General features: G+C 65.7%; 14 protein-coding genes. 8 read left to right on the top strand and 6 right to left on the bottom strand.

Annotation, left to right across the window (positions count from 1 at the left end):
* Positions 1-7: 7 nt before the first annotated feature.
* Positions 8-718 carry an SDR family NAD(P)-dependent oxidoreductase gene (locus XH81_RS00620; protein WP_028143338.1) on the bottom strand — a complete coding sequence of 237 codons (711 nt, stop codon included), beginning with the start codon at positions 716-718 and terminating at the stop codon, positions 8-10.
* 214 nt (positions 719-932) lie between these two features.
* Between XH81_RS00620 and XH81_RS00615 the strand changes: the two genes are divergently transcribed.
* Together XH81_RS00615 and XH81_RS00610 are read left to right on the top strand one after the other, a co-directional pair.
* Positions 933-1,856: a LysR family transcriptional regulator gene (locus tag XH81_RS00615; protein WP_271595631.1), complete on the top strand. Its 924-nt coding sequence runs from the start codon at positions 933-935 to the stop codon at positions 1,854-1,856.
* A 142-nt stretch (positions 1,857-1,998) separates the two neighbouring features.
* Entirely contained in the window at positions 1,999-2,154 is a 156-nt protein-coding gene (locus XH81_RS00610) for a hypothetical protein (RefSeq protein WP_162832253.1), read from the top strand.
* Between the two features lie 136 nt (positions 2,155-2,290).
* On the opposite strand, the gene XH81_RS00605 is transcribed toward XH81_RS00610, so the two are convergent.
* Entirely contained in the window at positions 2,291-2,833 is a 543-nt protein-coding gene (locus XH81_RS00605; protein ID WP_028143336.1) for a Spy/CpxP family protein refolding chaperone, read from the bottom strand.
* Positions 2,834-2,967: 134 nt separating this feature from the next.
* On the opposite strand from XH81_RS00605, the gene XH81_RS00600 reads away from it, so the two are divergent.
* Positions 2,968-3,426 (top strand): YybH family protein, encoded by a 459-nt coding sequence (locus tag XH81_RS00600; protein WP_028143335.1) that lies wholly within the window; start codon positions 2,968-2,970, stop codon positions 3,424-3,426.
* A 161-nt stretch (positions 3,427-3,587) separates the two neighbouring features.
* On the opposite strand, the gene XH81_RS00595 is transcribed toward XH81_RS00600, so the two are convergent.
* The 3 genes from XH81_RS00595 to galE all read right to left on the bottom strand — a co-directional run bounded on the left by XH81_RS00595 (position 3,588) and on the right by galE (position 7,258).
* Entirely contained in the window at positions 3,588-4,289 is a 702-nt protein-coding gene (locus XH81_RS00595) for a fumarylacetoacetate hydrolase family protein (RefSeq protein WP_028137558.1), read from the bottom strand.
* A 34-nt stretch (positions 4,290-4,323) separates the two neighbouring features.
* On the bottom strand, positions 4,324-6,126 hold the full coding sequence (locus tag XH81_RS00590; RefSeq protein ID WP_028143334.1) for an ABC transporter ATP-binding protein: 1,803 nt from the start codon (positions 6,124-6,126) through the stop codon (positions 4,324-4,326).
* Between the two features lie 118 nt (positions 6,127-6,244).
* The gene (gene galE / locus XH81_RS00585) at positions 6,245-7,258 is read right to left on the bottom strand and encodes a UDP-glucose 4-epimerase GalE (protein ID WP_028143333.1); all 1,014 of its coding nucleotides are present in this window, start codon (positions 7,256-7,258) and stop codon (positions 6,245-6,247) included.
* Between the two features lie 126 nt (positions 7,259-7,384).
* On the opposite strand from galE, the gene XH81_RS00580 reads away from it, so the two are divergent.
* A complete protein-coding gene (locus XH81_RS00580) occupies positions 7,385-8,422 on the top strand; it encodes a glycosyltransferase family 4 protein (RefSeq protein ID WP_028143332.1) in 1,038 nt (345 codons plus the stop codon).
* A gap of 179 nt (positions 8,423-8,601) precedes the next feature.
* Here the strand turns inward: XH81_RS00580 and waaF are convergent, their stop codons facing one another.
* A complete protein-coding gene (gene waaF, locus XH81_RS00575; protein ID WP_028143331.1) occupies positions 8,602-9,672 on the bottom strand; it encodes a lipopolysaccharide heptosyltransferase II in 1,071 nt (356 codons plus the stop codon).
* A 160-nt stretch (positions 9,673-9,832) separates the two neighbouring features.
* Between waaF and rfaD the strand changes: the two genes are divergently transcribed.
* From rfaD to XH81_RS00555, 4 genes are all read left to right on the top strand, one after another.
* Positions 9,833-10,813: an ADP-glyceromanno-heptose 6-epimerase gene (rfaD, locus tag XH81_RS00570; RefSeq protein WP_028143330.1), complete on the top strand. Its 981-nt coding sequence runs from the start codon at positions 9,833-9,835 to the stop codon at positions 10,811-10,813.
* A gap of 12 nt (positions 10,814-10,825) precedes the next feature.
* Positions 10,826-12,310: a D-glycero-beta-D-manno-heptose-7-phosphate kinase gene (gene rfaE1 / locus XH81_RS00565; protein WP_028143329.1), complete on the top strand. Its 1,485-nt coding sequence runs from the start codon at positions 10,826-10,828 to the stop codon at positions 12,308-12,310.
* Complete coding sequence (locus tag XH81_RS00560; RefSeq protein WP_028143328.1) at positions 12,307-13,593, top strand: O-antigen ligase family protein; 1,287 nt, start codon at positions 12,307-12,309, stop codon at positions 13,591-13,593. The genes rfaE1 and XH81_RS00560 overlap by 4 nt, the downstream gene beginning before the upstream one ends.
* Positions 13,594-13,677: 84 nt before the next feature.
* Positions 13,678-15,591, top strand: a complete 1,914-nt coding sequence (locus XH81_RS00555) for an SDR family NAD(P)-dependent oxidoreductase (protein WP_028143327.1) — start codon at positions 13,678-13,680, stop codon at positions 15,589-15,591.

The raw sequence follows: 15,591 nt of genomic DNA, 5'->3' as shown, positions 1-15,591 counted from the left end.
CCCACGCTCAGTGGCCGGCGCTCTGGCCGCCGTCGACATGCAGGATCTCGCCCGTGACGAAGGAGGCGCCCTCGAGGTAAAGGACGGCACCGACGATGTCGGACATCTCGCCCATGTGACCGACCGGGTGCAGCGCGCTGAGCTGGGCATGGGTCGCGGCCGGGTGCATCGGCGACTTGATGATCCCTGGCGAGACAGCGTTCACGCGAATGCCGCGCCTGGCATATTCGATCGCGAGCGACTTGGTCGCGGCGTTGAGGCCGCCCTTGCTCAGCGAGGCCAGCACCGAGGGGACGTTCGAATTGGCCTGATCGGTCAGCGTGGTCGTGATCTGGACGACGTGACCCGAACCCTGCTTCTCCATCTCGGCGATGGCGAGCTGCGTGATGTGGAAGAAGCCCGCGACGTTGGTGCCCATCACCGCCGCGTAATCCTCGGCCGTGTACTGCGTGAACGGCTTTGCGACGAAGATGCCGGCATTATTGACCAGCGTGTCGACGCGCCCGAAGCGGGCGACGGCCTGCGAAACCACACGCTCGGCGGTGCTCCGGTCGGCGATGTCGCCGGCCACGGCGAGGACGTCGTCGTCGCCTGACGGCTTGATGGAGCGTGCGGTTGCGACGACGCGGTAGTTGCGGTCCCGAAAACCCTGGACCAGGGCGGCGCCGATGCCCTGCGAAGCACCGGTGATGATGGCGACTTTCTGCTCGATACCCATAACGGGCTCCTGTTGTTGGCCTTGAGAACCTGCGCCAGCACTCGGCTGGCTTGGGTGGTGAGTTACGCCGGGGCAGCCCGGCTGCGAATACACGTCGTCCGGCAGACACTCTTTCGCGGCGCGAACGAATGCCGGGTCGGCGCCTGCCGACGGTTGTCGCCGCGGAGGGGAACGCCTAGCCTGCGGCCGGAATCTGAGGGGCGGCGGGGAAGGCATGGATCGTCTGGATGCGATGAAAGTGTTCGTCCTTGCGGTGGACGAAGGCAGCCTGGCTGCCGCCGGCCGCAAGCTCGGCCGCTCGCCGGCGGCGGTGAGCCGCGCCATCGCCTTTCTCGAGGAACGGGTCGGCGCCGAGCTGCTGCATCGGACGACGCGCTCGATCAAGCTCAGTGAGGAGGGCGAGCGCTATGTCGCGATCTGCCGCCGCGTGCTCACCGAGCTGGAGGAGGCCGACGACATCGCGGCCGGACCGCGGTCGGCGCCGCGCGGCCTGCTCACGATCACCGCTCCCGTGGTGTCGGGCGAGATGGTGCTGCGGCCGATCCTGGACGCGTTTCTCGATGCCTGTCCGACGGTGTCGGCCAAGCTGCTGCTGTTCGATCGCGCGGTCAATCTGATCGAGGAGGGCATCGACATCGCGCTTCGCATCGGCCCCCTCGCGGATTCGGCGATGGTGGCAATGCGGGTCGGCGAGATCAGCCGCGTGGTCGTGGCAGCCCCGCGCTATCTGAAGCAGCATCCCCGCATCACCGAGCCCGGCGATCTCGCCAAGTATCAGATCGTGGCGATGGCCCATCTGCCCAATTCCTGGACCTTCGCGTCGCAGGCCGGTGGGTCGGTGCCGCGTACGGTCCAGTTCACGCCGCGTTTCATCGTCAACAGCACTTACGCGGCCGTAGCCTCCGCCGTTGCCGGCCGCGGCGTCGCGCGGATGTATTCGTACCAGGTGGCCGAGCAGGTTGCGCGCGGCGAGCTCGAGATCGTGCTGGCCGCCGAGAAGGATCCGGAGATGCCTGCGCACCTGATCTGCCCGCAGGGCCGGCTCTCGGTGCCGAAGGTGCGGGCCTTCACCGACTTTGCCGTGCCGCGGCTGAAAAAGCACTTTGCGCAGCTCAAGAAGAGCGTCGATGCACCCTGAGCATCGCTGCCGCCAATGCGTTGTTTTGCGTATTCGGTCGTCGGCGTGAATCGGCCACTCTGTCCAAACGGTTAACGCCGGATTAACCGCGGACTCCTAGCCTGTCTCGGCCGGGGTTACTCGCAAGGCCGAGGTGAGCCTAATGGAAGCCCAGAAGATCGCGGTCGACGCCGTCGTCGCGCTGACCAATTGCGACCGCAACGCTGTCGTAGCCTTCATCCGCCAGCTCTATCTCGCCGGGGTGACCGACCCCAAACGCCTGACCTTCAAGGGTCTGCAGGCGCTGACGCGGGCGTAGCCGGCTGGTTTCGGCGTAGCGGCGCTGATCCTCGGCCTCATCGTGTTTTCGGTACTACGTCAAGTGTGGCACGATGCGTTGGCGGATTACGCTACGCTAATCCGCCCTACGACTTCTGCGGTAATCCCGAGCGCGTCTAGTGATGGTGTTTGCGCCCTGCGGAGCTATCAGGATGCTGATAGCCTCGCAGCTCGGCGTATCTTTGCATTTGGCTCTGATTGAGCAAGGCCGCGGTCGACAGGTGATATTTGAGGTGGCTCTCGCGGAGCCGGCCCTGCGTTTCCGAAATGGCGACGATGGTCGCCTTAAGCGACTCCGGCGTCACGGCACGGGCAGAGAACAGGTTGTCCAATTCCCTCTCTTGCTCCACGAGCTTGTTGCCCAGCGGGACCGTCTCTTGCTTCATCGAATCGAAGAGGTGCTGAATTTCGGCGCGCTGATCGCCGGTCAGCTCGAGCCGATCCCCGAGCTCGAGAACGTGACTGGGGCCGGGATATCCATTCAGTTCAGCGGCAAGCGCCAGACCCATACCGCGTCCGCTCTGGAGATCGTCGACCTGCTGGTGCGACAGCGCCTTGATGGGACGCTGCTCGAGGCCGGCATAGGGCTTGCTGGACTGCGCGCTGGCAGCGTTGCAGGTGACGACAAGCGTGGCCGCAAGCAGGAGAAGGCGTCTCATGAGTCTGGCTCCATGAAATCAGGCCGGCCGGTCGATCTCCGCCGGGGTGCTCTCGAAGTCCATATCTTGCTGGAAGGTCTGTCCCATGGCAACAAAGCTTGCCGTGATCGAGGTAGCCGAAGATGGAGCAGGTGATGGCCCTCTTGCCGACCGCCGACAGCGCGACGAAGCAGTTCTTCCTGGCGTGGCTGGACACCTTCGCGGGCTACGTCCGCGAGGTCGACTACGCCGCGGCGCGGCCGCTCTTCCATCCAGATGTGCTTGCCTTCGGCACGCATAACGACGTCATCCCCGGCCTCGATCAGTGGGTCACGACGCAATGGGACAACGTCTGGCCGAAGACGACCGACTTTCGTTTCGTGCTCGATCAGACCTCGGTCCTGGCATCCCGCGACGGCACGATGGCGACGGTGATCGCGCCGTGGACGAGCACGGGATATCATCCCGACGGCAGCGCGTTTGCGCGCCCCGGCCGGGCGACGATGGTGTTCACGTGGAACGGTGACGGGTGGCTGTGCGTGCATTCGCACATGTCGCTCAATCGCGGTGTCCCGCAGGTGAGCCACGCCAATCGGCCGGTGAAGGCCTGGTAGAAAACGCGAAAGGCCCCGGATGCGACCGGGGCCTTGATTTTGGATACCTAGGGCGCATTAGCGAAGCGTAATCCGCCGTTCAGCAATAACAGCAATCAACTGGTGATGGCCGCGCGAAGGTGACGGATTACGCTTTCGCTAATCCGTCCTACGCATCGGGCCTATTCCGGCTGGCCGATGCTCACCTTCAGCGTGCCGACGCCGTCGACGCCGCATTCGAGCTTGTCGCCGGGCTGGAGCTGCGACACGCCGGCGGGGGTGCCCGTCATGATGATGTCGCCGGCGGCGAGCTTCACCTGCTGCGAGAGCTGCCAGATGATCTCGGGCACGTTCCAGATCAGCTCGGTCAGGTCGCCCTTCTGAGCCTCCTTGCCGTTGACCGTCAGCCAGATCTTGCCCTTGGCGGGATGGCCGATCTTGGAGGCCGGCTGAATGGCGGAGCACGGCGCGGAGCCGTCGAACGACTTGCCGATCTCCCAGGGGCGCTCCTTCTTGCGCGAGGCGATCTGGAGGTCGCGGCGGGTGAGATCGATGCCGACGGCGTAACCATAGACGTGATCCAGCGCCTTGTCGGCGGGAATGTTCAGGCCGCCGCTCTTCATCGCGACGATCAGCTCGACCTCGTGATGCAAATCCTTGGTCAGCGGCGGATAAGGAATGGTGGCGCCGTCGGGCACCAGCATGTCGGCGTGCTTGGCGAAGAAGAACGGCGGGGCGCGCTCGTCATTGCCCATCTCGCGGATGTGCTCGAGATAGTTGCGGCCGACGCACCAGATGCGGCGCACCGGATAACGGCCGCTTTCGCCGACGACGGGAAGCGAAGCCTGGGGCGGAAGCGGGATGACGTAGGAGGCGGCGTTCATGCGGGTCTCGCTGCTCTTGAGGTAAAGTGGAACTCTATGCGGTTGCGCTGATCGGCGCCAGAGCGCCGGCATCGTAGTGTTGCAGGCGGAAGAACGAGGCATAGCGGCCGCCGCGGCGGAGCAACTCGTCATGCCGCCCCTGCTCGACGATCTCGCCGCCCTCGATCACCAGGATCGCGTCGGCATGCATGATGGTGTGCAGGCGATGCGCGATCACGATGGTGGTGCGGTTCTGGCAGAGATGCTCGATCGCCTCCTGCACCTGCCGCTCGGATTCGGAATCGAGCGCGGCGGTGGCTTCGTCCAGCAGGATGATCGATGCGTTCTTGATCAGCGCGCGCGCCACGGCGATGCGCTGACGCTGGCCGCCCGAAAGCTGCGTGCCGTGCTCGCCGACCGGTGTGTCGTAGCCAAGCGGGAAGCCCATGATGAAATCATGCGCGCAAGCCGCTTTCGCTGCCTCGGTGATCTCGTCCTCGCTCGCGCCGGGCCGGCCGAAAGCGATGTTGTTGCGGATGGTGTCGCGGAACAGATAGACGTCCTGCCCGACATAGGCAGTCTGCGCCCGCAGCGATTTGCGAGAGATTGCGCCGATCGACTGGCCGTCGATCACGATGTCGCCTTGTGTCACCTCATAGAAGCGCAGCAGCAGCGCCAGCACGGTCGACTTGCCGCCGCCGGAGGGCCCGACCAGCGCCGTGACCTTGCCGGGCTCGGCCACGAAGCTCATGCGGTTGAGCACGGTCTCATTGGCGCGATAGGAGAAGCTGACATCGCGCAGCTCGATCCGGGCGTCGGAGAGCTTCAGCGCCGGCTTGTCGTCGTCGGAGTGCTCGCTCGCCGGGCTGTCGACCACTTCGAGCAGCATGCGCGCGCCGACGAGCTGGCTGTTCAAGTCGATGTTGAGCCGCGCCAGCCGCTTGGCCGGTTCGGTCGCCATCAGGAACGCAGTCATGAAGGAGAAGAACGCGCCGGGCGTGGCGTTGAGCGCGACCACGCTGTAGCCGCCATAGAGCAGGCAGCCGGCGACCGCGAAGCCGCCGAGCATTTCCATCAGCGGGTTGGAGCGGTTGGCGACGCGCGCCATCTTGTTGGCGTTGCGCTCGACGATGGCGATGTTCTGGTCGATGCGGCTCTGCATCGTGTCTTCGAGCGTGAACGCCTTCACCGTGCGGATGCCTTGCAGCGATTCCTGCATGGTCTCCATGATGTCGGCGGTGCCGGTGAACTGGTTGTAGGCGAGGCCCTTGATACGCTTGACCAGCTTGCGCAGCACCAGCATCGCGGGCGGCACCACGACGAGGCCGATGAACGACATCACGGGGTCCTGCCACACCATCACGCCGATCATGGCGAGCAGCATCAACAGGTCGCGCCCGACGGCGTTGACCAGCATGTTGAGCACGTCGGTGATCGACTTGGCGCCGGCCGTCAGCCGCGCCAGGAATTCTGACGAATGCCGCTCGGAGAAGAAGCCGACGCTTTCGCGCATCAGTTTTGCGAACAGCTGGCGCTGGTTGGTGGCGAGGATGGCGTTACTGATCTTGGTCAGGATCACCATGTGGCCGTAGGTCGCCACGCCCTTGATGAACAGCAGGATCACCGTGATCCCGGAAAACATCGCGATGCCCGGGATGTTCTTGTCGACATAGGCCTGGTTGATGACCTGGCCGAGAACATAGGTCGCGCCTGCCGTCGCGCCTGCGGCAACCGCCATCAGCGCGAAGGCGACGAGGTAGCGCCGCCAATAGACGACGCCCTGTTCCGTGACCAGGCGGCGAATCAGGACCGCTGCCGCATAGGGATCGTCGGTGATTTTCTTTGGAAACTGGGCCATCCGGTGTCCATTGACGGCGCAGGACAACGCCTGCCCGCACGTCAGGGATCGAGGGGCCTCTGTGCCCGCTCAAGCGGGGTTTTTCAAGCCCAATTAAGGGCTTGCGCTCAGATGGAATCTAGGCCGAGGCGGCGTGGCGAAGCTCGCCATGGCGCTCGTGGAACAGCTTGTCCTCCCACGCCAAAGCGTGGGCCGCGATGGTCTCGAGGTCGTCGTATTGCGGCTTCCAGTCGAGCAGGCCGCGGATCCGGCTGGTGTCGGCGACCATGGTCATGATGTCGCCCGGCCGGCGCGGGGCGTACTGCACGGCGAAGCTGCGGCCCGAGACCCGGCGCACCGCGTCGATCGTCTCCAGCACCGAATAGCCGCGGCCATAGCCGCAATTGAGCGTCGTCGAGGCGCCGCCATTGCGCAGGTACGCGAGCGCCGAGCGATGCGCCTGCGAGAGGTCCGTGACGTGGATGAAGTCGCGAATGCAGCTGCCGTCGGGGGTCGGATAGTCGGTGCCGAACACGTCGATCTTGGCGCGCTGGCCGGTCGCGGCCTCGACCGCGATCTTGAGCAGATGCGTGGCGCCGACGGTGGCAAGCCCGATGCGCGCCTGCGGATCGGCGCCGGCGACGTTGAAATAGCGCAGGGTGACGTACTGCATGCCGTAGGCGGCGGCGACGTCGTGCAGCATGATCTCGGTCATCAGCTTGGACGAGCCATAGGGCGATAGCGGCCGCGTCGGTGCATGCTCGGGCACCGGCACCTGGTCCGGATTGCCGTAGACGGCGGCGGTCGAGGAAAAGATGAAGCGGCCGATGCCGCGCTTGACGGCGACATTGAGCAGGTTGCGCGCGGTCGTGAAATTGTTGCGGTAGTAGCCGAGCGGATCGCGCATCGAATCCGGCACGACGACGGAGCCCGCGAAATGGATGATGCTCTCGATGTTGTGCTGCGCGATCACGCCTTCGAGCAGGTTCTCGTCGCCGGCATCGCCGATGAACAGCGGCACGCCCTCAGGCAGATAGGCGGAGAAACCGGTCGAGAGATCGTCGATCACGACGACGTCCTCGCCGGCTTCCGCCAGCGCGAGGACCGTGTGACTTCCGATATAGCCGGCGCCGCCGGTGACTAGCACAGTCATGATCTCACCCGTCTTCGATCAACGCGCCAAGTTAACGTTTGCGCGGTGAAGAGGGGGTTTCGGCGCGGCTGAACTGGTCACTATGCTTAATGTTGCGTATAGGGACTTTGCGAAACGGAGCATGACGTGGTCAATTCCCCCGGCGATCTCGAAGTGATCGTGCCAAATCTGCACAGGCGCTATTCCGGGGTCACTGCGACCAACCGGATGGTGGCGCCGCGGCTGGCGAAACTGTACCGCTCCGCCTGGTTCGGCTCGCACGCGCCGGCTGGGATTGCGCGGCTGAGCGTTGCCGATTTTCTGAAGCTATGGCGCCGCAAGGCACCGCTGATCTGGCACGCGCGGCGCAACAACGAGATGATCGCGGGCGTCGCGCTACGCGCGTTCGGCTGGCCGTTGAAACTCGTGTTCACCTCGGCGGCGCAGCGGCACCATAGTTGGATCACGCGCTGGCTGATCCGGCGCATGGACGCGATCATCGCGACGTCAGATCTCTCGGCCTCGTTCCTGAAAGTGCAGGCGACCGTGATCCCGCACGGCGTCGACACCGACATCTATGCGCCGCCGCAGGACCGAGCTGCGGCGTTCGCGGAGGCCGCGCTGCCCGGCCGTTACGCCATCGGCTGCTTCGGCCGTGTGCGCGCGCAGAAGGGCACCGATTTGTTCGTCGACGCGATGTGCCGCCTGTTGCCGCGCTATCCCGATTTCACCGCCGTGATTGTCGGACAGGTCACGGCCGAGCAGACGCCCTTTGCGAACGAGCTGAAAAAGCAGATCGAAGCGGCCGGCCTGCAATCGCGCATCGTCATCACCGGCGAGCTGCCGATCGAAGCGGTGCAGCGCTGGTATCAGCGGCTGACGATCTACGCCTTCACCTCGCGCAATGAGGGTTTTGGGCTGACGCTGATCGAGGCGATGGCGGCCGGCAGCGCGCTCGTCGCGGCACGCGCCGGCGCGGCCGAGCTGGTGGTCGAGGACGGCGTGAGCGGCGTGCTGGTCCCGACCGGCGATGCCGATGCGTTGGCTGCGGCACTGGAGCCGCTGATGCGCGATGTCGATGTCGCGACGGCGATGGGTGAGAGGGGCCGAACGCGGGTGCTCGCAAAGTTCAGCCTCGATGCGGAAGCGGCGCGGATCGGCGAGGTCTATCGGCCACTGCTTTGAGCGGCCGGTGTCGCGCCGGCAAACAAAAACCGCGAAAACAACCCCATGCACAGTAGCCGCGGCCAGCAAAATCAACGGCTTGGCGGCTGACGCGATACGTTGCGGATTTCACGAAGCGCGTTTGACGCGTCGGGCAAAACACCGGCGCTTATCATCGGCGGCGCAGGCGTTGCCGACGCTCACGTCTCCGTCCGCGCCCCGGCCTCACCCAGCACCCGCTGCGCGATCGCCACCACCTCGCGCGCTGCGATATCGCGCATGCAACGGTGGTCGTTCATTTTGCAGACCGTGCTCTGGCAGGGCTGGCAGGACAGATCTTCCTTGTCCTGCACCACGGTCGCCGCAAGGCCGTTGAGGGGGGCCCAGAGATAGGGGCTGGTCGGGCCGAAGATGCCCATGGTGGGCGTGCCCAGCGCGGCTGCGATGTGCATCAGGCCGGAATCGTTGGAGATGGCGACGCCGGCCGCGGCCATGGCCAGCACGCCGTTGCGCAGATCGTTGCCGGTGAGGTCCCTGACCCCCGGGCCGCCGGCCGCGACGATCTCCTGAGCCAGCCCCTTTTCCGCGGGGCCGCCGACCACCCAGACCTCGAGGCCGCGCTCGACCAGCAGCCGGGCGGCCTCCGGATAGTAGGTCCAGCGCTTTGAGACGCCGACCGAGCCAGGGGCGAGCGCCACTGCGGCGCCCGCGCTGAGGCCGTTGGCCTGCCGCCAGCGGACGATGTCCTCAGCCGGGACCCGCAATTGCGGCACCGGCCATTCTGCCGGCAGCGGGGCTCCGTCGGGCTGGGCCAGGGCGGCATTCTTGTCGATGAAGCGCGGCAGCTTCTTCTCGCCCCAGCGCCAGCGGTTGAGCAGGCCGAACCGGAACTCGCCGACGAAGCCGACCCGTTCAGGAATACCGGCCAGGGCGGGCGCGATGGCCGCCTTCCAGGTCCGGGGCAGCACCAGGGCCGTGCCGTAGTTCCGCTCGCGCAGGAGCTTCCCCAGGGCGAACTGGCGGGCGACGGCGAGGCGGCTGCGCGGCAGGTCCCAGACGATCCCCTGGCGCACGCCGGGCATGTAATCGACCAGCGGGGCGCACAGGGATGTGGTGAGGAGATCGACCGGCCGGTTGGGCCAGCGCTCCTTCAGAACCCGGACGACGGTGTGATTCCGAACGAAATCGCCGATCCACATGTAGGGAATGATCAGAATCGGGCGGGTGTCGCTCCGATCTGCATCTCCGCTAAGTGTCGAATCTTGGTTCATTCGTTAATGGGGCCGAGGCGATCTGAATGTGGCGGTTCGGTAGCCGCTCCAGGCCGGCAGGTAAAGCCGGCAGACCGCTCAATCCCAAAACCGCTTACACTTTGGCGGCTCATGCGCTACGGCAGGACCGGGCCGCAAAGATCGGGCAGGGATTTCGGAAATGTTGCTGGTGACCGGCGGGGCCGGTTTTATCGGGTCGAATGTCGTGGCCGCGCTCAATGACGCGGGCCGCAGCGACGTCGTGGTCTGCGATTTCCTGGGTAACGAGGGCAAGTGGCGGAACCTCGCCAAGCGCCAGCTTGTGGATATCGTCCCGCCGGCCGAACTGATGGACTGGCTGAAGGGTCGCAAGCTCGATGCCGTGATCCATCTCGGGGCGATTTCCGCGACCACTGCGACCGACGGCGACCTCGTGTTCGAGACCAATTTCCGCCTGTCGACGCGCCTGCTCGACTGGTGCACGGCGGGCGCGGTGCCGTTCATCTACGCCTCCTCGGCGGCGACCTATGGCGACGGTGAGACGGGATTTGACGACGACGCCTCGCTGCCGGCACTGAAGAAACTGCGGCCGATGAATCTCTACGGCTGGAGCAAGCACATGTTCGATCTCGCGGTCGCCGGGCGGGTCGCGAACGGCGATCCGCTCCCGCCGCAATGGGCGGGCCTGAAATTCTTCAACGTGTTCGGCCCTAACGAATATCACAAGGGCTCGATGATGAGCGTGCTGGCGCGCCGTTTCGACGACGTCAAGGCCGGCCGCGTGGTGCAGCTGTTCAAGTCGCATCGCGAGGGCATCGCCGACGGCGATCAGCGCCGCGATTTCATCTATGTCGACGACGTCGTGCGCGTCGTGATGTGGCTGCTGGCGACGCCGTCGGTGTCCGGCCTCTTCAACGTCGGAACCGGCAAGGCGCGCAGCTTCAGGGATCTGATGTTGGCGGCCTATGCGGCGCTCGGCACCAGGCCCAACATCGAATATATCGACATGCCCGAGCAGATCCGCGGGGCTTACCAGTATTTCACCCAGAGCGAGGTCGATCGCCTGCACCGCGCCGGCTATAACGGCGGCTTCACGACGCTCGAGGATGCGGTGAAGGCCTATGTCGGGGATTACCTCGACCGGCCCGACCGCTTCCGCTGAGGCCATTTGAGCATGCCGACGCCCATTCTCGATTTCGACGCCCTCGCGAAGGCCATCTCAGGCCGCACGGTGCTGTGCATCGGCGATATCATGTTGGACGAGTTCGTCTATGGTGAGGTGTCGCGGATCTCGCCGGAAGCGCCGGCGCCTGTCATCGCGGCCCAGCGCAGCGAGATCCATATCGGCGGCGCCGGCAATGTCGCGCGCAATGTCGCCTCGCTGGGCGCGCGCTGCATCTTCGTCGGCCTCGTCGGCGAGGACGATGCCGGTGCACGGCTCAAGGCGGCGCTGGACGAGCACGCCGGCATCGAAAGCGTGCTGGTGTGCGATCCCTCGCGCCCGACCACGCGAAAAGTCCGCTTCGTCTCCGAGCATTTTTCCACGCACATGCTGCGCGCGGACTGGGAGCAGGCGGCGCCTGCTTCCGATGACATCGAGACGAAGCTGATCGAGGCGATCCTGCCGCAGATCGCGCGCGCCGACATCGTGCTGCTCTCGGACTACGCCAAGGGCGTGCTGACGGCGCGCGTCATCCGCCACACCATCGACGCCGCGCGAAAGCTCGGCAAGCCCGTGATCGTCGATCCCAAGAGCCTGAACTGGGCGATCTATCGCGGCGCCACGCTGCTGACGCCCAATCGCAAGGAGTTCTCTGAAGCGACCCGAAGCCGCGCCGAGACGGTGCAGAGCATCGTCGAGGCCAGCGAGGACGTGATGCGGCTCGCCGATTGCGAGGCGATCCTGGTCACCCAGGGCGAGCACGGCATGACGCTGGTGCCGCGCAATGGCGCGGCGGTTCACGTTCCGGCTTTTCCGGTGAAGGTGCGCGACGTCTCGGGCGCCGGTGACACCGTCGCCGCCGCGCTCGCGGTGTCGCTTGCTACAGGCGCGGACTGGGACACGGCGCTGCGCATGGCCAATGCCGCTGCCGCCGTCGCCGTCGGCAAGCAAGGCACCGCCAGTGTGAGCGCGGCCGAGCTGCGCCGAAAGATCCTGCCGCATGCCACTCTGGCGGCCGAGGAGAAGATCGTGCTCGAGCCGGCCGCACTCGATGCGCAGCTCGCCGAATGGAGAACGCAAGGCCAGCGCGTCGGCTTCACCAATGGCTGCTTCGACATCCTGCATCCCGGCCACGTCAAGGTGCTGACCGCGGCGCGCGCCGCCTGCGACCGCCTGATCGTGGGGCTCAACAGCGACGCCTCGGTGCGGCGGCTCAAGGGCGCCGAGCGGCCGGTCCAGGACGAGCGCGCGCGTGCCGAGGTGCTCGCGGCGCTCGAAGCCGTCGATCTCGTCGTCATCTTCGATGAGGACACGCCGATCGACCTGATCACCCGGATCAAGCCCGGCGTGCTGGTGAAGGGCGGCGACTACACCCGCGAGCAGGTAATCGGCCACGAGGTCGTCGAGGAAGCGGGCGGCACCGTCGTGCTGGTCGACATCCTCCAGGGCTTCAGCACGACGGCGCTGGTCCATCGCGCCCGGGGAGGGGGCAAGTGACGGCACTGGCACGCGAGACGACCGGCGGGATGTTGCTTCGCCGCCTGCGCAGCCCGGCGGCCTGGCGCGAGACCGTCGATATATTTGCGGTCCTGACCGCGGCCTCGCTGCCGTGGTCGACCTCGCTGGCGGGGATCTTCAACGCGCTGATGCTGCTCTGCATGGTGCCGTTTCTCGACGTCCGCGCGTTCCTGCAATCCTTGAAGCGTCCGATCTGCGCGGCCCCGATCGCGCTGGTCCTGCTCGCGCTGGTGGGGACACTGTGGTCGGACGCGAGCTGGGGCGCCCGCTTCTATGCGGTCAATCCGACCATCAAGCTGCTGGTGCTGCCGGTCCTGCTCTATCATTTCGAGCGCTCGCCGCGCGGCCGCTGGATCTTCATCGCCTTCCTGGTGTCCTGCGCCCTATTGTCGGTGATGTCCTGGCTGGTCGCCTTCTACCCGAACCTCGCGCTCAAGACCGATCCGGCCGAGCGCGGCATCTTCGTCAAGAATTACATCGACCAGAGCCAGGAATTCGCGCTTTGCGCGGTCGCGCTCGCCTATCCGATCGTGATGCTGCTGCGTGAGAAGCGATACTGGTTCGCCGGGCTGCTGACGGCGCTGGCACTGAGCTTCTTCGTCAACATGACCTTCGTCGTGGTGTCGCGCACCGCGCTCGTCACCGTTCCAATCATGTTCGGCGTGTTCGCGCTGCTTCACCTCAAATGGCGCAGCATCGCGCTCATCTCCGCCACGTTGCTCGTCGCCGCTATTCTCGCCTGGCAGGCCTCGCCATATTTGCGCCATACCGCCGAGAGGTTTTCCGACGACTACACGCGTTACATGGAAAAGGGCGAGCCGACCTCGGCGGGTCTGCGGCTCGAATTCTGGCGGAAGTCGCTCGGCTTCTTCGCCGAGGCGCCGATCAAGGGGCACGGCACCGGCTCGACGCGCGGATTGTTCGAACGCGTCGCGACGCCCGCCGGTCAGTACCAGGCGTCCGCCGAGGTGATCGGCAACCCGCATAACCAGACGCTGAACGTTGCCGTGCAATGGGGCGTGATCGGCATCGCCGTTCTCTATGCGATCTGGATATTGCATCTGCGCTTGTTTCGCGGCGACGGCCTTGCCAACTGGATCGGGCTCCTGGTGGTGGTGCAGAACGTCTTCACCTCGCTGTTCAACTCCCATCTGTTCGACTTCCACGAGGGCTGGATGTACGTCATCGGCGTCGGCGTTGCCGGCGGCATGGTGATCCGGGGGCAACAGGCCGAGGCGAAGACGGGGGAAGCCGGTTCCTGAAAGCCCGCGCGGCTGGCAAGTCTGGTCCAGATGGGCTATCAGCGCGGTCAGGTTGCATCTAACTGGGTTTTCATCGGTCGGCGGATGACGCGTCTTTCGCATCTCACCTTGCGCAATTTCCTGATCGCGCTCCACGACCTGCTGGCGACCGCGGCGGCGCTTTTTGCCGCCTTCTATCTGCGATTCGAGGGTGGCGACGGCTTCTTCGACCGCCTGCCGCTGCTGTTCCAGATCCTGCCCTACTTCCTCGCCTTCAGCGTGGTCGTGTTCTTCATCTTCAACCTGACTACGACGAAATGGCGCTTCATCTCACTGCCTGACGCGTTGAACATCATCCGCGTCGCGACCGTGCTGACGGTCGCCCTGCTCGTGCTCGACTACATCTTCGTCGCCCCCAACGTCCGCGGCGCCTTCTTCCTCGGCAAGGTGACGATCGTCCTCTACTGGTTCCTCGAGATCTCCTTCCTCAGCGCGCTGCGCATGACCTACCGCTACTTCCGCTATACGCGGGTACGGCGTCATGCCAGGGGCGAGGAGGCTGCGCCGACGCTGCTGATCGGCCGCGCCGCGGATGCCGAGGTGCTCCTGCGCGGCATCGAGAGCGGGGCGATCAAGCGCATCTGGCCGGTCGGCGTGCTGTCGCCGTCGAGCTCGGATCGGGGCCAGTTCATCCGCAACGTGCCGGTGCTGGGCGGCATCGACGACGTCGAGGACGTCGTCGCCGATTTCGCCAAGCGCAACAAGCCGATCGCGCGCCTCGTCATGACGCCCTCGGCATTCGAGCCGGAAGCGCGTCCGGAATCGATCCTGATGCGGGCGCGCAAGCTGGGTGTGATCGTCAACCGGATGCCTTCGCTCGAGAGCGGCGATACGCCGCGGCTCACGGCCGTCGCGGTCGAGGACCTTCTGCTGCGGCCGAGCGAGACGATCGACTATGCGCGCCTGGAGGCGCTGATCAACGGCAAGGCGGTGATCGTCACCGGCGGCGGCGGCTCGATCGGGTCGGAGATCTGCGAGCGTGTCGTGGCCTTCGGCGCCGCGCGGCTCCTGATCGTGGAAAACTCCGAACCCGCGCTTTATGCCATCACGGAAGCGCTCGCCGCGCGAGGCGCGGCCGCCGAGATCGAAGGGCGGATCGCCGACATCCGCGACCGCGAGCGCATCGTGCGCTTGATGGCGGGGTTCAAGCCGGACATCGTGTTCCACGCCGCCGCGCTCAAGCACGTGCCCATCCTCGAACGCGACTGGAGCGAGGGCGTCAAGACCAACATCTTCGGCTCGATCAACGTTGCGGATGCCGCCGTTGCCGCCGGCGCCGAAGCCATGGTGATGATCTCGACCGACAAGGCGATCGAGCCGGTGTCGATGCTCGGCCTGACCAAGCGCTTTGCGGAGATGTACTGCCAGGCGCTGGATCACGACCTCGCAGCCGGGGCGCACGGCGCCAAGCCGCCGATGCGGCTGATCTCGGTCCGGTTCGGCAACGTGCTGGCTTCGAACGGCTCGGTGGTTCCGAAATTCAAGGCCCAGATCGAGGCCGGCGGCCCGGTGACGGTGACGCATCCCGACATGGTCCGCTACTTCATGACCATCCGCGAGGCCTGCGATCTCGTCATCACCGCGGCCACGCATGCGCTCGGAACGCACCGTCCCGACGTCTCGGTCTACGTGCTCAACATGGGCCAGCCGGTGAAGATCGTCGATCTCGCCGAGCGCATGATCCGCCTTTCCGGGCTGCAGCCGGGCTACGATATCGAGATCGTGTTCACGGGTATGCGGCCGGGCGAGCGTCTGCACGAGATCCTGTTCGCCACCGAGGAGCCGACCCGCGAGATCGGCGTTGCCGGCATCATGGCCGCGCAGCCGAACGAGCCGCCGATGCAGACGTTGCGCAAATGGATTGCGGCGCTGGAGCAGGCGATCGCGCGCGACGATCGCGCCACCATCAGGACCATCCTGAAGGATGCGGTGCCCGAATTCGGGTCGACCGCGGCCTGA

The sequence above is a fragment of the Bradyrhizobium sp. CCBAU 25360 genome (genome assembly GCF_028128695.1).
In the GTDB taxonomy this organism is placed as follows: domain Bacteria; phylum Pseudomonadota; class Alphaproteobacteria; order Rhizobiales; family Xanthobacteraceae; genus Bradyrhizobium; species Bradyrhizobium ottawaense.
Note: the sequence above shows the minus strand (reverse complement) of the source record. Positions and strands in the feature narration are given on the sequence as shown.